Below are 20,883 nucleotides of genomic sequence, written 5' to 3'. Positions count from 1 at the left end.
TAATTATCAATTAGCCGAAAGCTATTTCCCTTCGAACATAAGATAATGACTTTCGCCCATTGCTAATGCTTCATACGTACGCTGGGCCACGCGGTTTTCGCGCTCCACATACAAGCGATAACCGCAAACGTTACCAGCCTTCTCGCCAAAAGATTTCACTTGATTATACAGAGCACTATACAAACCTTTTCGGCGATACTGAGGCACAATGTACACACTTTGTATCCACCAAAACTCACTATTTCGCCAATCACTCCATTCGGTTGTTACCATTAAACTGCCAACTACCTGCCCTTCTATTTCTGCGACCAGATAAAACCCTTTGCTAGCATCATTTATTAAGTTGCTGACCCCTAAAGTTAGAATATCGCTATCAAGCTGTTTATCTTCGGTTTCTTTGGCCATTAATTGATTGAAATTGACGAGTGACTGAATATCACTGACCTGTGCTTTCCTGATGATGGTTTGTAGCTGTGTTTGCATTTTCTGCCTCATACGTTAATTGTCACTTCAACTGCATTGCCAGATTCAAAATATCGTACTGAATCCGACAACTCATTGACTAGCTGGATGCCTCGCCCAAAGCAATTCTCTACATCCACTTGCTTAGAATACTGCTGGTAATCAAAACCAGAACCGGAGTCGCGTACCACGATAATCAAGCGTCTCTGTGCAGGCTCGTACGTTAACGTAATCGTAATCTGCGCCTGGTTCAATTGCGCCAACCTCTGCATACGCAAGTCAAAATATGCTTCAAAACCTTCGGGGGAGTGCTTTAGATTTGAATCTAACTGCAATACTCCGTGGTCCAGTGCGTTATTGTATAATTCACTTACCAGGGTAAATAAGCGAGCATGTAAACCATACATACCTATTTGGCTACAAACCATATTGATTACACTTTTCACTGGATCAGTTTCAATTATCGTTTCAGCATCAAGAGTAAGGTTTAATTTAAAGGGTACATGTGTAACCTGCTGACGCCGTGCGAGCGCAGACAGAGACTGACAGGTATAAGATACGCAGGTGAGATCGTCTAGGGGGTCTGTATCTTGGCTAAAATGTGTAATGTGTTCAAATAATTCAAAAACTGACATATCCGCTTTTTGGGCAATCCAGTCCGTAATAGGCGCTTCACCTAGCATATTTTTCTCGTCGTCCGTGATCTCAATTACACCATCTGAAAACGCCAGTAAACGTTCACCCACTGAGCTTTGATGCCGCTGAACATCCTTACCCATTTCGTGGGGTTCTAATATGCCCAGAGCCATGTGCTGAGACCCAAAGCGCTTAATGACTTGCCCATTCAAATCAAAAAGTAGAAGATCCGGCATCCCACTGTTCCATATCTCTAAGCGCGTACCAGTGCTGCTAACATGCACAATCGCTGCGGCAAAAAACATATCTCCAGGTAATAGTTTGAGTAAGGTTTCGTTTAAGGTTTGAGCCATTTCAAACACTGACAATCCTTTACTCGCCATAGTATGAAAGGCTTGAGAGACGGGCAACGCACCGATCGCCGCGGCCAAGCCATGACCAGTAAAATCCCCGATCAAGTAATACAGCCCGCCATTAGGGCTCGCGCTAAACAACAATAAATCGCCATTAAAATCTGTCGCTGGCATGAGCGTAAAATCTATATACGGCAACAATTTTTTGTCGTTAGTCACTGCATTCGAAAAGATGTGCTCAACAATTTTGTGCTCTCGCTCCACCGCACTGCGGTAAAAAACCAGTTGTTGATTTTGCTCGTAGGACTTTTTGCTTAATTCGCGTGTGCGTGCATGGGCACTGATTTTGGCCGCTAAAATGGTTTTATTAAATGGCTTGGCGACGAAGTCATCACCGCCTACCTCTAAGCAGCGCACTAAGCTTTCTTCATCATCCAGTGCCGTGATGAAGATAATGGGTAAATAGATATCACCGGCTTGCTCTTTGAGTATCGGTGCGACTTCATACCCATTCATGTCGTCCATCATGACATCGAGTAAGACCAATTCTGGATTGATCCGCTTAGCCAATGACACTGCCTCGTGGCCACTTTCAGCCTCGTAACAATTTACATAACCCTTTTGTTCGAGCATATGCAAAAGTAAAAATCGATTAAGGGAGTCATCATCGACGATAAGTATACGCATAAATACGATCCGGTCGGTTAATCGTGTTAGTGGCTAAGTGATCTCGAATTTTTTATCGAAGCGTGCAATTTGTAAAATTTTAAGCACTTGAGGACGGGTATTAATAATCTTGAAGCTCGTCACCTTACCAGATAGCAACTTTTGCATATTAAGCAACATGCCCAGCGCTGAGCTATCCATGTAAGCGGTTTTATGCAAATCGATGATCACCGCTTCAACATCTTCAATATCGGTGGAAAAGGCCACACGAAAGTCTTGCACTTTTCCAAAATCAAACACTTCATCAGCTACGACTGTTAATTGTTTTTTATCAGCTGAAAATCTGCGCTCCAAACTCATACTCACTCCCTAACACTGCACTTCATTACCGGTATATTAAATAGCAGTTTGCTCATTTTGCCTATAAAGATCAGCGCTTTTTTAATAGAATCATGTTTTTAACCTTATCATTCAAGTCAAAGCGATAGTGAAAATGAGCCAAGATAACCTTGTATACAGTACAGATGGGGGCAGAGTTGAGACTAAAAAAATCCAGCCTGCTCGCCCTCAAACTGATGGAATTATTAGGATCCGCCGAGAAACCAAAGGCCGCAAAGGTAAAGGCGTTACCACCCTATCCGGCATGGATATGGACGCAACGCAGATTAAAGCCTTGTGCTCAGAGCTAAAAAAAATGTGCGGAACCGGTGGTGCAGTAAAAGATGCCATTATTGAAATCCAAGGGGATAATAGAGATAAAATTAAGCTTGCGCTGGAAAAGCGCGGCTACACTGTAAAGCTCGCCGGCGGATAATTCGTCACACTAGCGCTATAAAAAGGTTTACCATGCAAAAAATTTTGTTAGCTGACTTAAGCATTATTTTAGTCGAGCCATCCGATACTCAAAGAAAAATCATCAGTACGCTGTTACATAAAGAAAATGTCGAAAATGTTAACGCCGTTGGCACGGTGGCAGAGGCAATAGAAGCCATTCAAAAGCAAGGCGCAGATCTTGTTGTCAGCTCTATGTACTTAGAAGATGGCACTGGCCTAGATATTTTAAAAGCCATAAAAAACTCCCCTGAACTGTGTGCCACTCCCTTTATGCTGGTGTCATCAGAAAACAGACCTGAAAAGCTAGAAGAGTTTAAACAAGCCGGTGTTGCCGCAATGTTACCCAAGCCGTTCAGCACAGAAAATTTATCCCGAGCATTGAAAGCATCTCTTGACCTGATTAACACAGAAGAATTAGATCTCGAGTTATTCGATGTACGTCGAGTGCGGGTTCTGTTGGTGGATGACAGCAAATTAGCCCGCAATCATATTAAACGTGTACTACAAGGGCTGGGGATTGAGCAGATAATTGAAGCCGAAAATGGTGCAACGGCGTTGAGTAAACTTAAAGAACACACCTTTGATTTAGTAGTCACTGATTACAATATGCCTGAAATGGATGGTAGAGAATTATCAGAGTTCATCCGTTTTAACAGTGAAACCTCTCATATCCCTATTATTATGGTTACTTCTGAATCTGTTAATAGCTTGCATATGGCCAACATTCACCAGACAGGGGTGAATGCTCTATGTGATAAGCCCTTCGAAGTCGAACAAGTGAAGATGCTACTTATTTCCCTTTTGGAAGAGTAATTTCGTATTCAAAACTTAGATTTTTAACCTGTTTATAGGGATTTAAGAGCCTAAAGGCTATTTTGGCATAAGGTAATGATTGACATAAGCCGCACGAGTTAATAGATTCGATAGCTTAACTGATAATAGTTCCAGTGCGCCAAGCCTGTGTTAAATCATTTATATACAAAGAACTTATGCCTTACCAAAAAGGCTTTTTAACCCGTTTATGGAAGTGAGTAAAATGTCAGTCGTGGAGCTAGATACACTAAGAGAACAAATTACCTCAATTGATCAGCAGTTACTTAAGCTGCTCGCAGAGCGCCAGCAATGCACCAATCAAGTAGCTGAAACGAAAATTACCCATCATATTCCAGTAAGGGATCATAAGCGCGAAGAACAGCTGCTTGTCAGTTTGATTAAGCGCGGTCAAGGCCACGGTCTCGATGCTCATTATGTGACTCAGTTGTTTCATGTGATCATTGAAGATTCAGTGCTTAATCAGCAAGCGCTGTTGGCTGAAAGAGCGAATCCGGGTAGTAGTCTGCCTCTTAATCGCGTGGCGTTTTTAGGGGACAAAGGCTCTTATAGCTATCTTGCGACACAAAAATATTTTTCGCGTCGCCCGGGTGAACTTTTAGAGATCGGCTGCCAAAGCTTTGGCGAAATCATCAAAAAAGTAGAAACCAACGAGGCTGACTACGCCGTATTGCCGATTGAGAATACCTCCTCTGGTAGTATCAATGAAGTGTACGACCAATTACAGCATACGCATCTGTCAATCATTGGCGAATTAACACACCCGATCAAACACGCATTGTTAGTTTCTAAAAATACCGACGTTCACCGCATTAAAACCTTATATGCGCATCCGCAGGTATTTGCCCAGTGCAGTCACTTTTTAGCTGAGCTCGGTAATGTGGAAGTCATAACCTGTGACGCCACATCAACAGCTATGATGACGGTGAATGAATTACAAAGTGAGTCAGTGGCCGCTATAGGCAGTGAAGCAGGTGGTGCTTTGTATGGTTTGCATGCGATCAAGTCTAACCTTGCTAATCAAAAAGAGAATCACAGCCGTTTCTTCGTGGTTGCGCGTCAACCGGTTAATGTGCCGTTGCAAGTTCCGGCAAAAACAACCCTAGTCATGTCTACAATACAAAAGTCTGGTGCACTGGTAGAAGCTTTAATGGTGCTTAAAAGCAATAACATCAATATGACGAAACTCGAATCAAGGCCTATTACCGGTAATCCATGGGAAGAGATGTTTTACATTGATGTTGAAGGTAATATTCAAGATGGGCCTATGCAAGTCGCCCTCGAGGAGCTCAAAAATACCACTCGTTATTTCAAAATATTGGGCTGCTATCCGAATGATGAAATAAACCCGACCAAAATTGCGGCAGTAAATGCCCTTAAAGAAGAATAGTTAAAGCGACTGTTCACCTAGAGGGTGAGTCGATTTGACATAAAGAAGGCGCTAATTAGCGCCTTCTTTTCATTTTGTTGCGATAAACGCGATAGCTCAGCGCCAGCGCAAAGCATAGTGATGACGGCACTAACAACGCGTTAAAGCCGAAGTAGGTAAATAAACTGGTGCCCATTACTCCACCACTAATAAAGCCGCTGATTAGTAATAAAAACAATATCATTTTGCGTTTATCAAAGGTTTTCTGTCGTAACCGTTCGCCTAGCATGATCCCCAAATCGGTGAAAATCCCTGTCATGTGAGTGGTCCGGATAATGGCTCCGCTGTAGGTGGTTGCTAGCGCATTTTGCAAACCACATGCAGCTGACGCAGTATAGTGACCAGCAGCGTAATTATCTCTAAGTAACCAAATAGATAGCAATAAAAGGCATCCTTCGGTGAAAAGTAAAAAGTCATAGTGGCGAGATAACTTGAGAGTACGATTACGTAAGAAAAAGCCAGAGAAAGCCGCCCCCAGCATAAAGCTGAGCAGAATAGCGAAAAGGTGAAGCGATTCTTGCCACGACACATGGCTTAAACTTGCGCCAATCAGCGTTGCGGTGCCTGATAAATGAGATATAGCTTGATGGGTAAAGCCTAACAATCCTACGGCATTGACACTACCAGCTATCATAGCCAATATAAATGCGCCGTACTCCACCCACCTTGGTAAACGTGAAATCATGATGTTAAAACACTATTAATGGATGAGTCTTACTCGCTTATTGTACGATCGTCGTTCGCTTTAAGAAGTAACTTTTTGCTGTCTACCAACGATTGCTTTGAATAATCGCCAAACCAAGCGCCAATCTTAAAGAATAATTTAATAAACGAGCCTTTATCACCTTTTTTGAGCATATCTAACGCATGATCAAAGGTATCTCTGAAACTAGTGAGTACAGCAACACTGTCCTTATTGTTAAAAATGATATCCGTATATAAAGCAGGATCTTGGGCGAATAAGCGCCCAACCATAGCCAGTTCCAATCGATAGATTGGCGAACTGAGCGAGATAAGTTGATCCAGCGAAGGGTTTTCAGTCAGTAGGTGCGCACCAAACACGTAACTAGAGAAGTGACGCATAACTTGAATAAACACCATTGAATCATCGTGCTCTTGAGCATCAGTTTCCTGTAATGCTGCCCCCCACACACGCATCTGCTGCAATAACCATTGGTATTTGTCTTCTTCACGGCCATGGCACACAACCACGACCTGTTTGACCATACTGGACACATCAGGACCAAACATAGGATGCAAGCCAACCACTGGGCCTCTATGGGCTTTGAGCATGGCAGCCAAAGGCAGCGCTTTGGTGCTAGTAATATCAGCAAGAATGCAATTCGTTGGCAGGTTATCTAGCTTGGCGATAATGTGTTCTGTTAACTTAATGGGTACGGCCACAAGTACCAAACTTGCCGAGGCGAACATATCATCGGCCCTAGGCCAATCTTTTTGTTCAAGAACATCGACCTTGTAACCGCTTCGGGTAAACATATCTACAAAAATACGCCCCAACGCGCCGCCGCCGCCAATAACAACAATATTGTTAACGTTTGGAGCGCAACACATATAGCGCTTATTTTGCGTGTGATAAGACTCACGCATAATTCGGCGCAATAGGTCTTCGACTAATGCAGGAGGAACACCTAATGCTTTGGCCTGTTCACAGCGCTGTTCGATCAACTCGGCTTCACGAGCAGGGACATAAATAGGCAAGCCAACCTTACTTTTATACACACCAACCTGTTCAGTCAGCGCAGCGCGCTTTGCTAACAGCGCCACTAGCTCAGAATCTAGGGTATCAATTTGGTCGCGTAATATTTCTAGTTCGGTTGGCATTCAAGTTCCTTTTAATTTGGGCTGTTAAGTTTATTTAACCGCAAAGGCAATACAGTAATAAGTTTATCACGCATGTGATTAATTAACTCATCTGTTGATTCCCAATTGATACAACCATCGGTGATAGACACACCATACTCTAGCTCACTAGGGGTCTTACCCTTATTGCTTTGATTGCCCGCATTCAAATGGCTTTCTAACATAATGCCAATCACCGATTGGTTACCACCGAGTATTTGATTCACCACATTTTGTGCTACCAATGGCTGGCGGCGGTAGTCTTTACTAGAGTTTGCATGGCTGCAATCCACGACTAAACCAGCACTTAATTTTGCAGCGCGCATTTCTTCTTCACAATCTGCCACGCAAACAGAATCATAATTTGGTTGCTTACCACCACGAAGAATAATGTGGCCATCTGGGTTACCTTGCGTTTGGATCACACTCACCTGCCCTTCGCCATTTATCCCCATGAAACTGTGACCTGAGGCCGCTGACTGCAGTGCATTAATAGCAATACCTAGGCTACCATCAGTGCCGTTTTTAAAGCCCACAGGCATTGATAGGCCGCTCGCCATTTCACGGTGAGTTTGTGACTCAGAAGTACGCGCGCCAATTGCCGACCAGCTGAATAGTTCAGCTAGATACTGAGGGCTAATCGGGTCAAGCGCTTCTGTAGCAACTGGAATTTCAAGCTCAGCCAACCAAATGAGTAACTCCCGCGCTTTACGTAAACCTGTTTCAATATCAAACGTATCATCAATATGTGGATCGTTGATCAGCCCTTTCCAACCGACCGTCGTACGTGGTTTCTCAAAATACACTCGCATCACTATGTATAGCGTGTCTTTGCATGATTCATGTAACTCTTTGAGTTTAAGTGCGTACTCTTTTGCCGCTTCAATGTCATGAATTGAGCACGGTCCACTGATAACCAAAAAACGATGATCTCGACGATGAATAATGTCAGAAATAATTTGACGTGAAGATTGGATCACGGATAAAGCGTGGTCCGTAACAGGAAGCTCACTCTTTAAGGTTTCAGGGGTAACAAGTACCTGTTCAGAGGTAACGTTAATATTATTAATGTTGTCGCGTAACATAATCTTAGACTCACAAAGTAAAGGGTAAAACACGAACTGCATGGCAGTCGAACTGGAAATAACATGTTTAAAGCAAGCGGCCGATTAAATGTAAACATATAACTACAACTGCAAATTAACTTTTTATGTAATTTGATTGACTTTTTAACATTTGATAATTTTTTTCGCAAGATTTAATTGTCTTAATCGTTATTTCACTTGATTTACGCTCAAAAAAAATGCAAAAACTCCCTCTAATAACCAGTGCTTATGACTGCACATCAGTGTTTACACTTTCTGCAGCAGGTATAGAGTAACAAATTTGCGGTTGGGTAGCCGATCGCGATAGTCTTTCGTATTACTCACGTCAACGAGAGTAAGAACAATCACAATAAACAACATCGAACGATAATACAGTCGTCAAATTTTTAGCTCAGGGATCCCTATGAAAAAAGCATTACTCAGCCCAGTTGCATTGGCTGTTATGCTTGCTGCGTGTCAGCCCGACACCGCAAGCCAAACAAATCAGAACGCGGCGCAACAAAAAGCCAGCCAGCAAGACACTTCTCCATTAAATGGTGACATCACAAAAAACAACCCCTTATTGGCCGAGTCAAATGCCCCATTTGGTGTGCCTGAATTTTCAAAAATAAAAATTGAACATTACGAGCCAGCATTTGATTTTGCAATTGCCCAAAATCAACAAGAAATTGGCGACATTGCTCTTTCGAGTGAAGCCCCGACGTTTGAAAATACCATCGAAGCGATGGAAAAATCAGGTCAAGCTCTCAATCATGTGGCGACTGTTTTCTACGCACTAAACGGCACTGATACCAGCACAGAGATGCAGAGCATTGCTAAAAAGATGTCTCCTCGCTTATCTGCACTAAATGACGATATATATCTCAATGCTAAATTGTTCGCTCGCGTAAAATCAGTATATGAACAAAGAGATAACCTAGACTTGCGCGTGGATCAGAAAACCTTACTTGATGATAGCTATCAATCTTTTGTACGTGGCGGCGCTAATTTAAGCGAAGCAGATAAAGCGACACTGCGTGATTTAAACGGTCAACTGTCTAAATTATCTGTTCAATTTGGCGAGAATCTACTCGCTGAAACCAACGCCTTTGAATTGGTTATTGATGCCAAAGATGACTTGGCAGGATTACCCGATGACATTATTGCCGCAGCGGCAGTAACGGCCACTGAGCGGGGCCACGATGGGAAATGGGTATTTACTACTCACCGCCCTAGTAAAAATCCGTTTTTGACTTACGCCGAAAATCGCGATTTGCGCAAAGCCTTATACGAGGGTTACATTCAACGTGGAGACAACGATAATGCTAACGATAATAAAAAGTTAGCCTCAAAAATAGCCTCTTTACGTTACCAAAAAGCCCAATTACTTGACTATAAAACTTATGCGGATTTTGTGCTTGAAAAAGCCATGGCGAAAACCCCGGAAAACGTTTATGGCTTATTGGACCAAGTATGGCCAGCGGCATTAGCACAAGCGAAAAACGAAGTAGCAGATATGCAAGATATGATCAAAGCAGAAGGCGACGACTTTACGCTCGCAGCTTACGATTGGTGGTATTACGCTGAAAAAATTCGCAAAGCCCGTTACGATCTGGATGCCGCGCAAACTAAGCCGTATTTCTCTCTTGATGCAACCCGCGAAGGCGTTTTTTATACCGCTGGAAAGCTTTGGGGAGTAACCTTTAAAGAGCGCCAAGATATTCCCAAATATCACCCAGATGTGCGTACCTTCGAAGTGTTCGACAAAGACGGCTCTAGCATTGGCGTTTATATGACGGATTACTACGTACGCGAAAGCAAACGTGGTGGCGCGTGGATGAACTCCTACCGTAAACAGCAAAAAATGTTTGGCGAGAACGTTAAGCCAATTATTTACAATGTGCTTAACTACCCTCGCCCTGTAGGCGATGCGCCGGTTCTGCTTACGTTTGATCAAGCATCGACCTTATTTCACGAATTTGGTCACGCTATACAAGGTTTGTTATCTGATGGTTACTATCAATCGCAAACGGGCACTTCATTACCACGTGATTACGTAGAGTATCCGTCGCAAGTGATGGAAAACTGGATGATGGAGCCTGACGTTTTGGCGCAGTTTGCCAAGCACTATAAAACCGGTGAAGTGATCCCACAGACTCTGATTGATAAAATTCAAGCTGCGGGTAAATTCAATCAAGGTTTTGCTACCACAGAGTACATGGCGGCAGCATTACTGGATATGAAATGGCACACCCTTGAAACGGCCACTGAACAGGATGCAGATGCGTTTGAAAAGGCTGCTATGGATGAGATTGGCTTGATCCCGCAAATTACTCCTAGATATCGTACAGGCTATTTCTCGCATATATTTTCTGGTGGGTATGCGTCAGGCTATTATGGTTACATTTGGTCAAACATTTATGATGCTGATACATGGCAAGTGTTTAGCCAAAACGGCATTTTCGATCAAGACACTGCAAGCGCCTATCGTGCACATGTTCTTGAAACTGGCGGCACGGAAGACCCGATGATCATGTATCGTCGTTTCAGAGGTCAAGATCCAAAAGTATGGCCGTTGCTTGAGCGTCGTGGTTTGCTTTCTGATGAGCAGTTAAAAACAATGAAAGCGCAGTAAGTCACTATACGACTAAATAAGTATGTAAAGCCCTGTCTAGCAGGGCTTTTTTTGTGTCTGTTGTAAGCCTATCTAATTCCCTGATTTTCAAGTATGTAAGCATATGCTCCCTGTAGCATCTGTGCGCTATGCACGTCACCGCCTTTATCAGGATGGTGCTGATGAATAAGCTTTAGATATTGGCGCTTCACTGCTGTTAATGGCGCATTAATAGGAAGCGCTAACACGGCATAACTTTTCTCAAGCTGTCGTGTATTACCGTTCTTTTTTTGCGCGCAGCGATGCTCTTCTTGCAGATAAGTTAGCCAAAAGCTATCCAGCAACGTTTCCACCTCAGCTTGGGAGGTCTCTGTGAGGTTATCCCAATCCAAGTAATACTCCGCCAAAGGATCGGCTATCGAAAGACTATTATTGTTACCCTGCGCATTGAGCGGTAGCGGTCGGATATTGAGCGGTAGCGGTCGAATATTGAGAGTATAAATATCGATATCACCAATACCCTGCTCTCGCCATGTTTGCCGTAACTGATATAACCCATTGAAGAGCACAAAGTGAGTGCGAAATAGAGCTAAGGGCTCACTCAATGTTAACGATGAAAATAGCGCAGCGTTATCTGAACTTGGTTGCACTGACAAGTGCTCACTAGAAGTGCTATTTGAACGCTCATAAGCGTTTTCGGCGTTCAACTTCTCAAATTTAGCAGCCGAGGCCGCTTCAGACTCACCTGACGAAGTCTGCAAGCATTTCAGCAAGTTGTATTCACTTATTCCTTCGGGATGGGCAAGCAATAATGCTTCGACAGCACTAAGTAAAGACTGAGTAGCCATTTGCCATTTGTCTTTCACTGAAACATGGCTCACGCTAAGCTCGCTACTTAGCACGTTCGTCATCTAATGACGTGTTATCAATTTGGCGAATTGCCACAGCTGGCACCCCTGCCACAACCGTATTTGCACCAACATCTTTATTCACCACTGCCCCTGCAGCAATGACGGCATTGTCACCTATCGTCACCCCATCTAAAATTTTCGCGCCCATGCCTATCCATACACTGTTTCCAATAGTAATAGGTCGTGCCGTTTCTAAGCCTTTGTTACGTCTTTTCGCATCCAATGGATGTGACGCAGTTGAAATAAGCACACCAGGGGCAAGCATCACATCATCGCCAAAAGTAACAGCGGCGGCGTCTAAAATAACCGCATTATGATTAGCATAAAAGTTTCTGCCCATCCGAATGTTGTAACCGTAATCGCAGTAAAAAGTGGGCTCTATCCAAGAATTAGGTGAGTCCGCAAATATACTTTGCAGAGTCTTCATGGCGGATTTTCGTTCAGCCTCAGATGCTAAATTAAACTGCTGACATGCAGCTTTCGCTTTGGCCCTGTCTTGCTGCAGCATTTTATTGCTTGGAAAATATAGCTCGCCTGTGAGCATTTTCTCTTTTTCAGTTAGCTTTTCCATTGTTACTCCTGCATTAATGGTTCTGGTTGCGTTATTGCGCCATAAGATAAGTATCACTGTATAGATAACGCTGTTTTTTAGGATTTTCAGACCTAATATTCGATTGAAGCAAGGTTGAAATACAGTACCCCTTGTACCGTCGTGCGTTGCTCTCGAGCCTTATTTTTCAGTCTCTAAACTTCCACGCCACAAACCGACTTATTTTTTGGCCTTGTCCCATGTCAACTTTCATAAACTGCTTAGCCCCGAAGTAACGAGCACTGGTTTCAATGGCTTTAAGATGCACACTTTTTGACACTAAGCAGGTAAACCAACCAACCTGAGATTGATACTCGACACTTTCTTTTAGCATTCGCTGTATAAAAGCCAACTCACCACCGTCACACCAGAGTTCGTTACTTTGACCAGCAAAGTTAAGTTTATTTGCCGTTGTCGGTTGTGCGTTACTTGTGTTGTTGCTTTTTTGCTTATTACGCCCAAGTCCCTTTACTTTACGCAGACTCCCCGTGGCAGCCTCTTCAGCAGATTTATGGAACGGCGGATTGCACAGACTAAACGTAAAATGGTCGTCGGGCTGAATGATGCCGGCAAAAATATATGCTTTGTCGTGCTGTTTACGCACAGCGAGCAAGGGTTTCAATTTGGGATTATTATTAGCTAATGTCGTCGCTGATTTCAGTGCAACGTCGTCAATATCACTGCCCACAAAGTCCCAACCATAGGTTTGGCTGCCGATAATCGGGTAAATAGCATTAGCGCCTACGCCAATATCTAACCCTATTACTCGATTACCTGTTGGCACAACGCCCTTATTGTCTTTGGCTAACAGGTCAGCAAGACTATGAATGTAGTCTGCTCGGCCTGGCACAGGCGGGCACAAATACCCTTCGGGTATATCCCACATATTCAACCCGTAATAATGAATAAGCAGAGCGGCGTTGAGCGCTTTAACAGACGCAGCTTTCGAGAAATCAATGCTCTGCTGACCACTCTTCGCCTTGATCACATGTGCCTCAAGCGTAGGGTAACTTTGACACAACGCTGACATTGGGTAACCGTTTCGGTGTACATTACGCGGATGCATCGTAGCGCTAGTGTGTGGTGCGTTTTTATTATTCACAGCCAACTTTTTTGCCTTTACTGTTGTGGTTATTGTCATGTTTATCAAGCAACCGATTACTCGCCATTATGTGGTTATAAATTCGGCCTATCGCCTAATAAAAATCTCGCCCCTGCGCCTTTTGTCGCAATGTTATCTTCTTTATTGTACAGACGACATTTGTCTAAAGACAGGCAGCCACAACCGATACACCCTGCTAATGACGATTTAAGTTGGGTAAGTTCAGCAATACGCTGCTCAATACGCTGATTAAAGATCTCACTTAGGGCGGTCCAATCGTCTTTTGTCGGTGTTCGGTTATCAGGCAATGCTTTTAGTAGTTGGCGTATTTCATCCAAGCTGTATCCCATATTTTGTGCAATGAGAATAAAGGACACCCGGCGTATGACTGAACGAGGAAAGACGCGGCTGCCGCCTGGAGTGCGAACAGATGGAATAAGTGCTTGGTTGGCATAGTAGCGGATTAAAGAGACCGCGTTACCAGTGCGCTTTGCGATAAAGCCGATACTGACCAGTGGTTCCTTTGGCATAAAATTAAACTCAACTTTCCCTTGATCTAAAGTTAGCTTTAGATATTAAGCTGTCCCCATACAATAATCCAGTCACAAAAAGGAATACTTATGCGCCCAGCTCTGTTTGAACACGTTAATTTAACCGTCACCGACCCTGACAAAACGGCAGAAATACTCTGTCAGTTATTTAACTGGCATATTCGCTGGTCAGGCCCTGCTAAAGATGATGGTTATACGGTGCATGTGGGGTCAGAAACGGCTTACTTGGCTTTGTACAAGCCAAAGCACTCCATAAACGGCGATATCAATCATCGCAACATAGGTAAAGTGAATCATATTGGGATCTTGGTCAATGAGCTAGATGCCGTAGAAAAGTGCGTCATAGCACTAGGGTTCAAAACGTTTAACCACGGGGATTATGAGCCGGGAAGACGTTTCTACTTTATGCTCAGTGAAAGAATTGAAGCTGAAGTAGTGAGTTACTCGGATTAAATAACAGGCAGTAAAAAGCCCGCAAAATGCGGGCTTTTTTATAAGTTAACGGTAACGCAAAATTAATATTAGTTAAGCTTTTCTTTGATACGTGCAGAACGACCTGAACGGTCACGCAAGTAATAAAGCTTAGCACGACGAACATCGCCACGACGTTTCACAGCAATTGAACTAATTGCAGGGCTGTGGGTTTGGAACGTACGCTCAACACCTTCGCCGCTAGAAATCTTACGAACTGTAAAAGCAGAGTGTAGGCCACGGTTACGTTTAGCGATTACAACGCCTTCGTATGCCTGAAGACGCTCTTTCTCGCCTTCTTTAACGCGTACTTGAACAACAACTGTATCACCAGGGCCAAATGCAGGAACATCAGATTTTAACTGTGCTTCTTCAATGCGCTTGATGATATCTTGATTGACTTTACTCATCATATCCTCTCATCCCAGAATAACTGCCATTTTGCTGCAACAACTCTTGCTGATATTCATCTAACAAACGTTGTTGCTCCTCAGTCAGAGCTAGGTCGTTTAATAATTCAGGGCGTCGTTGCCAGGTTCTACCTAGCGACTGTTTATCACGCCACTGTTTGATTTTTTGATGATCCCCACTCAACAATACAGAAGGAACTGATTGGCCATTCAAGTTTTCTGGTCGGGTATAGTGCGGACAATCTAGCAAACCGTCGCTAAACGAATCTTGCTCGGCAGATTGTGCATGCCCTAATACACCAGGTACCAGTCTTGCGACCGCATCCATTAAGATCATCGCAGGTAGTTCACCACCGCTGAGAATATAGTCACCAACAGACCATTCTTCGTCTATTTCAGCTTCTATTACTCTCTCGTCGATACCTTCGTAGCGACCGGCGACTAGAATCACACTTTCATTTTCAGAAAGCTGCTTCACACCACGCTGTGTTAATGTTTTCCCCTGAGGTGAGAGATAAATCACCTTAGTTTTTTTCTCGGCAGCCTGTTTGGCTGCACGAATTGCGTCTAATAAAGGCTGAACCATCATCAGCATTCCTGGACCACCACCGTATGGTCGGTCGTCAACAGTACGATGTTTGTCGTGAGTAAAATCTCTTGGATTAAAGAAATCTACTTTCAACTTACCGCTTTTTACAGCTCGTCCTGTTACGCCCTGTTCGGTAAAAGTCTGAAACATTTCAGGAAACAGACTCACTACCCCAAACCAACGCTGTGTATCTGAACTCATTAAAAGCTCGGATCCCAATCAACCTGTATGGTCTTCGCCTCACGGTCCACTTTCTTAACGACTTGGTCAATTAAGTAAGGGACCATGCGTTCTTTTTGACCGAAAGCATCTTTCAAATTGGCTTTGATTAACATAACGTCATTCGCACCCGTTTCGAATAATTCTTTCACGACACCTAAGTTGTAGCCCTGTTCGGTTACGACTTGCATGCCGACCAACTCTCTCCAATAAAATTCATCACCATCTAACTGAGGTAGCTGTTGAGCTTTAATTGAAATGTCGAGATTTTTGATACTTTCAGCATCGTCTCTTGTTTCAACCCCAACCAGTTTGGCAACCAATCCTTTATTGTGGGTTCGCCATTGGTCAACGACGATTTCTTTAGTATTCCCTTCTTGGCCCACAAGCCAAGGGGTATAGCTAAAAATACCGTCTAATTCATCGGTATATGAAGTGATTTTGACCCAACCTTTAACACCATAAGGTGCGCCGATTTTGCCCATCACTAATGTGTCAGACGCGTGACTCATTTATACCTCAATCTTTCTTTGCAATTGCAATTAAGCAGCTGCTTTTTGTGCATCTTTAACCAAGCGAGCAACACGGTCAGAAAGGCCTGCGCCATTTCCTACCCAATGCTCTACGCGGTCTAGATCAAGACGCAAACGCTCTTCTTGACCTTGTGCTGTAGGATTAAAGAAACCGATGTTTTCAATAAAACGACCATCGCGTGAACGACGGCTGTCAGCAACCACTACTTGATAAAATGGACGCTTTTTCGCGCCACCACGCTGTAAACGAATAGTAACCATAAATGCCTCAAACTCGTTGTAGCGTTAACGTTAACTTATGTACCTTTTTAGCTACCTAACGATTTACTGCTAGATAAAAGGACGCCGTATTGTACGGATTTTAGGCTTGATTGCAAGTCTAGTTAGTAAAGAATAGGCAATTGATTTAATTCAGTTATCTGCCTTGCGTAGTCCCCATGGCTTATTTGTATAGAACCCCGTGAATGACGCAGAGGATTAGGGCTTGTATATAAAGTACATGCGTTAATACACATTAGAGACGGCTCGTCTTTGCCGGGCATTTTGTATCAGACTGTGAGCGACTTAAACAAAGTGGATACTTGGGCAGCGAGTAACGTTACAACAGTAACATTCAACTCAGTATTAATTGGCGCATAGGCCCAGCCCAGGAAGTCAGCAATGTAACATTCAGATTTGTCCAGTTAGCTCACGGGACTATTTCACCACTGAAAGGCTCACACTTAGACCCGAATTCGTATAGCAGGAGATAAACAGGCTTAATTAAAGCGAAATACGTTTTTCGTTTTCATCGAACAAGAGTGTGTCTGCCAGCGTAAAAGTAAGATAAATCACTTGGCCTACATCCACGGCTTCACTCGATAAAACGACCACCACATGACTTCCTTGTTCTGGCTCGCCATTTGCTTCTGATTCAATGTTATTTACCAAAGGGGTCGAGTCACTCGAGTTTGATGACACAATAACCTGCGACGAGCTAATCGAAGGTGACAGATAGAGATACTGAACATCGCCTAAGTACTCTATTTTAGCGACGTACATTTGAATCCCTTGAGGGATGGGTAGAAGCGAAACCCTAAATGCCCTTGGTCTTATCCCCATTAATAACGTTTGCTTGTGCAGCACTTCAGGCACATCACAAAAAATACGATGCTCAATCTTTCCTGTTAGTTGTAATCCTTGCTTGTCAGCCTTTACTACAAATAAATTGATTTTAGGCTCACCAAAAAAGCGAGCTACGTAAACGTTATTAGGTGAACGGTAGATATTCTCAGGGGTGTCAAACTGTTCAACACCGTTATGACTTAAAAGCAATATACGTTGAGCTAATGCCATAGCTTCATGTTGATCGTGAGTGACAAAGAGAGTGGTGGTGGCTAATTCCAAATGCAGCCGTTTCAACTGCTGACGCATTTCTGTTCGTAGCTCAGGATCGAGGTTGGAAAATGGTTCATCGAATAGAAATAATTGCGGCTTTGACAGCATAGCCCTACCAATAGCCACGCGTTGCCTTTGCCCTCCTGATAGTTGTTTAGGGTATCTCTCGAGTAGGTCACTAATGGCTAAACGCTTAGCTACGAGGGCAACCTCATGGGTAACTTGTGATTGGGCGACTTTTTTGACTTTCAAGGCATAACCTAAGTTGTCCGCCACGTTTAGGTGAGGAAACAAAGCGTAATTTTGAAAGACCATGCCGACATTGCGTTGCTGGGGCGGCAAATGCTCAACAGACTCACCATCAAAAAAGATACTTCCTTGTGTAGGGTGCTCTAAACCGGCAATCAGCCTAAGTAAAGTCGACTTCCCTACTCCGGAGGGACCCACAATAGCGACAAATTCCCCCACTGCAAATTCTGCGGATATTGGCGGGAAACGAAAACTGCTCCTCGTGCTACGTAGCACCGTAGAAATATTTTGTAGGCTAATTTGACTCATGAATAAAAATATCCAATTTGCGTGCAGATTGACGAAGATAATTAACGAAAATATGTGCCATAAAAAAAGGCTGTAACTTACGTTACAGCCTTTTCCAAAATATGGTGCGGATGGGGAGACTCGAACTCCCACGGCCTAAGCCACAGCCCCCTCAAGGCTGCGTGTCTACCAATTCCACCACATCCGCGTGGTAATTCTTTTAACTTTGAGGCACATCACTCGCAGGTGCGTCTGATGTAGTAACGGGTACATCAGATTCTACAGGTGCTGTAGTAGATTGAGCAGGTTCATCTAAAACAGGAACTTCAATATTTTGCCAGTCATCCACTGCTTTTTCTTTATCCGCAGTTTGATTACCTAGAATTAAGCTGATCACGAAAAAGAACGTAGCCAATATCGCAGTAGTACGCGTCAGAAAGTTACCTGACCCCGTTGAACCAAACACAGTGTTTGAACCGCCGCTACCAAACGATGCGCCCATGTCTGCACCTTTGCCTTGTTGAATAAGAACAAAGCCGATCAACATAATCGCTACTATCAAATAAACTACAATCAAAACTTCGTAAAACATCTGTCGCCTCTATCGCTTTGCCGCTAAGCAAATGCTTAAAAAATCTTCTGGATTTAAACTGGCTCCGCCAATCAAACCGCCATCAACATCGGGTTGTGAAAACAATTCAACAGCATTACTGCCTTTGACGCTTCCACCGTATAAAATCACGCATTGGTTAGCAATTTCGCTATCTTGCTTTGCCAAATGTTGACGTATAAATGCATGCACTTCTTGTGCTTGTTCGGGACTCGCAGTTTTGCCAGTTCCAATCGCCCAAATAGGCTCGTAGGCAATAACAATATCGTTAAACGCTGCAATACCCACTTTATTTATTACCGCGTCAATTTGTGCCGCGATAAAATCGAATAATTGTCCGCTTTCACGCACATCTTCTGGTTCGCCAACACAAAATAAAGGGATGAGCTTATGGGTTAAAGCCAGCTCAACTTTGTCGGCAACCAATTCATTTGACTCGTTGTTATCAGCACGTCGCTCTGAATGCCCCAATATGACGTATTGGCACTTCATTTCTTTCAACATACTTACGGCGGTTTCGCCAGTATGCGCACCAGATTCATATTGACTGATATTTTGGCCACCTAAGGCAAAATTACTGTCGTTGAATCCACCTAAATAAGGAAATGGTGGGCACACCACAACATCTACATGAGATACATCAGCCTTGGAAAATGCGTCTTCAACTTGCTTAATTAACGCAAGATTGCCATTCATTTTCCAATTACCTGCGACTATAGGTCGACGGTTATTCATTTGCATCCTAACTCCTGTAGTGCCAGTGAAAAGCGCGCGAGATATTAACCAACCTGCTACCAATATACAAGTAGCAGAATTGAATTTTAACGACTTTCTTCAGTAAATAACTGGCCGCTATTTGATATTGCTGTTTTATTGTCCAGTTGCCTTGCGCACGGCGTCTGCAATATGTTCCGCCCACTTGCGCGAATCGGTTGCATCGTTCGCTTCAACCATAACGCGAATGAGAGGTTCAGTACCACTTTTACGCAATAGTACTCTTCCTCTTTCCCCCAATGCAGATTCAGCCTCTAACACACTATTTTTAACATCTTGCGCATCCAAAGGTGTGTCGCCTTCGTTGAAACGGACATTGATTAAGGTTTGTGGGAATTTGGTCATCCCACGGCTTAACTCGTTGAGCGTCATATTAGCGTTTAGCATCGCCGCCAATACTTGCAAGCCTGCGACAATACCATCTCCAGTTGAAGCTGCATCGAGATTCAATACATGGCCCGAACCTTCGCCGCCAATTGACCAACCTTTTTGACGTAGCAATTCAAGTACGTATCGATCACCTACTTTACTGCGCTCAAATGGCACCCCTAACGTACTCAAAGCTACCTCTAACCCTAAGTTACTCATGACAGTGCCAACCACACCGCCTTTGAGCTTGCCTGACTTGAGGGCATCCCGAGCGATGATATAAACAATCTGATCACCATCAATAACATTACCGTGATGGTCCACCAACATAATACGGTCACCGTCACCGTCTAGGGCGAATCCAAGATCCGCTTTGTGCTTAATCACGCTATCGACAATCGCTTTCATCGAGGTTGCCCCCACTTTGCGATTAATATTTAGGCCATCAGGTTCGGTACCAATTTCGATCACCTCAGCACCTAACTCACTTAATACATTAGGCGCTATGTGGTAGGTTGCTCCATGAGCGCAATCCACAACGATCTTCAATCCTTTCAAAGATAGATTTGATGGGAAGTTGCCTTTACAAAACTCGATATAACGGCCAGCAGCATCGGCAATACGTACGGCTTTACCTAGTTTGTCTGATGCGACACATTGCATTGGTTTGTCCATTTCAGCTTCTATCGCAAGCTCTATGTCATCGTCTAATTTGCTGCCGTCAGCTGAGAAAAATTTGATGCCGTTATCATAATATGGGTTATGTGAAGCGCTGATCACAATACCTGCCTCTGAACGAAAAGTTTTCGTTAAATAAGCGATAGCAGGGGTCGGCATAGGCCCAAGTAAGCCGATGTTGATACCTGCTGCAGAAAGGCCTGACTCCAAAGCCGACTCAAGCATGTATCCAGAAATACGCGTGTCCTTCCCTATAATGACTTTATTCGTACCGCTGCCTGCAAGTACTTTTCCTGCAGCCCAGCCTAGTTTCATTACAAACTCTGGGTTAATCAAATTCTCGCCAACTTTGCCGCGAATACCGTCAGTCCCGAAATACTTTCTGTCACTCAT

23 protein-coding genes and 1 tRNA gene are annotated in these 20,883 nt (G+C 43.6%); 5 read left to right on the top strand and 19 right to left on the bottom strand.

The genetic code is table 11. The features are described from left to right. Positions 1-21: 21 nt before the first annotated feature. From AC0L6N_RS05950 to AC0L6N_RS05940, 3 genes are read right to left on the bottom strand one after another with little or no spacing between them, the layout of a single operon-like run. Complete coding sequence (locus AC0L6N_RS05950) at positions 22-483, bottom strand: GNAT family N-acetyltransferase (RefSeq protein WP_473479803.1); 462 nt, start codon at positions 481-483, stop codon at positions 22-24. An 8-nt stretch (positions 484-491) separates the two neighbouring features. Further along, a complete protein-coding gene (locus tag AC0L6N_RS05945; protein WP_473479800.1) occupies positions 492-2,138 on the bottom strand; it encodes a SpoIIE family protein phosphatase in 1,647 nt (548 codons plus the stop codon). A gap of 33 nt (positions 2,139-2,171) precedes the next feature. Further along, positions 2,172-2,477 carry an STAS domain-containing protein gene (locus tag AC0L6N_RS05940; RefSeq protein ID WP_006994065.1) on the bottom strand — a complete coding sequence of 102 codons (306 nt, stop codon included), beginning with the start codon at positions 2,475-2,477 and terminating at the stop codon, positions 2,172-2,174. 133 nt (positions 2,478-2,610) lie between these two features. Here AC0L6N_RS05940 and yciH point away from each other — a divergent pair, with 133 nt between their 5' ends. The 3 genes from yciH to pheA all read left to right on the top strand — a co-directional run bounded on the left by yciH (position 2,611) and on the right by pheA (position 5,172). Further along, complete coding sequence (gene yciH, locus AC0L6N_RS05935; protein WP_011574424.1) at positions 2,611-2,931, top strand: stress response translation initiation inhibitor YciH; 321 nt, start codon at positions 2,611-2,613, stop codon at positions 2,929-2,931. Positions 2,932-2,963: 32 nt separating this feature from the next. Beyond that, positions 2,964-3,764 carry a response regulator gene (locus tag AC0L6N_RS05930; RefSeq protein ID WP_011574423.1) on the top strand — a complete coding sequence of 267 codons (801 nt, stop codon included), beginning with the start codon at positions 2,964-2,966 and terminating at the stop codon, positions 3,762-3,764. A gap of 208 nt (positions 3,765-3,972) precedes the next feature. Continuing rightward, positions 3,973-5,172 carry a prephenate dehydratase gene (gene pheA, locus AC0L6N_RS05925; RefSeq protein ID WP_011574422.1) on the top strand — a complete coding sequence of 400 codons (1,200 nt, stop codon included), beginning with the start codon at positions 3,973-3,975 and terminating at the stop codon, positions 5,170-5,172. Positions 5,173-5,227: 55 nt separating this feature from the next. Here pheA and AC0L6N_RS05920 read toward each other — a convergent pair whose 3' ends face one another. Genes AC0L6N_RS05920 through AC0L6N_RS05910 form a run of 3 tightly spaced genes read right to left on the bottom strand, consistent with a single transcriptional unit; the run spans position 5,228 to position 8,156 of the window. Further along, positions 5,228-5,896 carry a YoaK family protein gene (locus AC0L6N_RS05920; protein WP_473479796.1) on the bottom strand — a complete coding sequence of 223 codons (669 nt, stop codon included), beginning with the start codon at positions 5,894-5,896 and terminating at the stop codon, positions 5,228-5,230. Positions 5,897-5,925: 29 nt separating this feature from the next. After that, on the bottom strand, positions 5,926-7,053 hold the full coding sequence (gene tyrA, locus AC0L6N_RS05915) for a bifunctional chorismate mutase/prephenate dehydrogenase (RefSeq protein WP_473479795.1): 1,128 nt from the start codon (positions 7,051-7,053) through the stop codon (positions 5,926-5,928). 11 nt (positions 7,054-7,064) lie between these two features. Further along, a complete protein-coding gene (locus AC0L6N_RS05910; RefSeq protein WP_006994631.1) occupies positions 7,065-8,156 on the bottom strand; it encodes a 3-deoxy-7-phosphoheptulonate synthase in 1,092 nt (363 codons plus the stop codon). Between the two features lie 424 nt (positions 8,157-8,580). Between AC0L6N_RS05910 and AC0L6N_RS05905 the strand changes: the two genes are divergently transcribed. Further along, positions 8,581-10,791, top strand: a complete 2,211-nt coding sequence (locus tag AC0L6N_RS05905) for a M3 family metallopeptidase (RefSeq protein WP_473479793.1) — start codon at positions 8,581-8,583, stop codon at positions 10,789-10,791. A gap of 68 nt (positions 10,792-10,859) precedes the next feature. Here AC0L6N_RS05905 and AC0L6N_RS05900 read toward each other — a convergent pair whose 3' ends face one another. The 4 genes from AC0L6N_RS05900 to soxR all read right to left on the bottom strand — a co-directional run bounded on the left by AC0L6N_RS05900 (position 10,860) and on the right by soxR (position 13,902). After that, complete coding sequence (locus AC0L6N_RS05900) at positions 10,860-11,651, bottom strand: DNA-J related domain-containing protein (RefSeq protein WP_473479791.1); 792 nt, start codon at positions 11,649-11,651, stop codon at positions 10,860-10,862. A gap of 10 nt (positions 11,652-11,661) precedes the next feature. Next, positions 11,662-12,252: a sugar O-acetyltransferase gene (locus AC0L6N_RS05895; RefSeq protein WP_473479787.1), complete on the bottom strand. Its 591-nt coding sequence runs from the start codon at positions 12,250-12,252 to the stop codon at positions 11,662-11,664. Positions 12,253-12,418: 166 nt separating this feature from the next. Beyond that, complete coding sequence (gene rlmF, locus AC0L6N_RS05890; RefSeq protein WP_473481264.1) at positions 12,419-13,336, bottom strand: 23S rRNA (adenine(1618)-N(6))-methyltransferase RlmF; 918 nt, start codon at positions 13,334-13,336, stop codon at positions 12,419-12,421. A gap of 110 nt (positions 13,337-13,446) precedes the next feature. Further along, a complete protein-coding gene (gene soxR, locus AC0L6N_RS05885) occupies positions 13,447-13,902 on the bottom strand; it encodes a redox-sensitive transcriptional activator SoxR (protein ID WP_011574415.1) in 456 nt (151 codons plus the stop codon). Positions 13,903-13,992: 90 nt separating this feature from the next. Here soxR and AC0L6N_RS05880 point away from each other — a divergent pair, with 90 nt between their 5' ends. Further along, on the top strand, positions 13,993-14,376 hold the full coding sequence (locus AC0L6N_RS05880) for a VOC family protein (RefSeq protein WP_473479784.1): 384 nt from the start codon (positions 13,993-13,995) through the stop codon (positions 14,374-14,376). Positions 14,377-14,444: 68 nt separating this feature from the next. Here AC0L6N_RS05880 and rplS read toward each other — a convergent pair whose 3' ends face one another. The 9 genes from rplS to glmM form a co-directional block, all read right to left on the bottom strand. Then, complete coding sequence (rplS, locus tag AC0L6N_RS05875; RefSeq protein ID WP_006994624.1) at positions 14,445-14,804, bottom strand: 50S ribosomal protein L19; 360 nt, start codon at positions 14,802-14,804, stop codon at positions 14,445-14,447. Further along, entirely contained in the window at positions 14,797-15,594 is a 798-nt protein-coding gene (gene trmD, locus AC0L6N_RS05870) for a tRNA (guanosine(37)-N1)-methyltransferase TrmD (RefSeq protein ID WP_006994623.1), read from the bottom strand. Before trmD ends, rplS begins: the two co-directional genes overlap by 8 nt. Further along, positions 15,594-16,124 (bottom strand): ribosome maturation factor RimM, encoded by a 531-nt coding sequence (rimM, locus tag AC0L6N_RS05865; RefSeq protein ID WP_006994622.1) that lies wholly within the window; start codon positions 16,122-16,124, stop codon positions 15,594-15,596. The genes trmD and rimM overlap by 1 nt, the downstream gene beginning before the upstream one ends. 30 nt (positions 16,125-16,154) lie before the next feature. Beyond that, positions 16,155-16,406, bottom strand: coding sequence for a 30S ribosomal protein S16 (gene rpsP, locus AC0L6N_RS05860; protein ID WP_006994621.1), 252 nt, complete (start codon positions 16,404-16,406; stop codon positions 16,155-16,157). Positions 16,407-16,907: 501 nt separating this feature from the next. After that, the gene (locus AC0L6N_RS05855; RefSeq protein WP_473479779.1) at positions 16,908-18,080 is read right to left on the bottom strand and encodes an ABC transporter ATP-binding protein; all 1,173 of its coding nucleotides are present in this window, start codon (positions 18,078-18,080) and stop codon (positions 16,908-16,910) included. A gap of 102 nt (positions 18,081-18,182) precedes the next feature. After that, positions 18,183-18,267 (bottom strand) — tRNA-Leu (locus tag AC0L6N_RS05850). Positions 18,268-18,279: 12 nt separating this feature from the next. Then, a complete protein-coding gene (gene secG, locus AC0L6N_RS05845; protein ID WP_011574411.1) occupies positions 18,280-18,651 on the bottom strand; it encodes a preprotein translocase subunit SecG in 372 nt (123 codons plus the stop codon). Positions 18,652-18,660: 9 nt separating this feature from the next. Further along, a complete protein-coding gene (tpiA, locus tag AC0L6N_RS05840) occupies positions 18,661-19,410 on the bottom strand; it encodes a triose-phosphate isomerase (RefSeq protein ID WP_011574410.1) in 750 nt (249 codons plus the stop codon). A gap of 129 nt (positions 19,411-19,539) precedes the next feature. Continuing rightward, the gene (gene glmM / locus AC0L6N_RS05835; RefSeq protein WP_011574409.1) at positions 19,540-20,883 is read right to left on the bottom strand and encodes a phosphoglucosamine mutase; all 1,344 of its coding nucleotides are present in this window, start codon (positions 20,881-20,883) and stop codon (positions 19,540-19,542) included.

The sequence above is a fragment of the Paraglaciecola sp. G1-13 genome (assembly GCF_055809255.1).
This window is presented reverse-complemented; position numbering and strand designations above follow the sequence as displayed.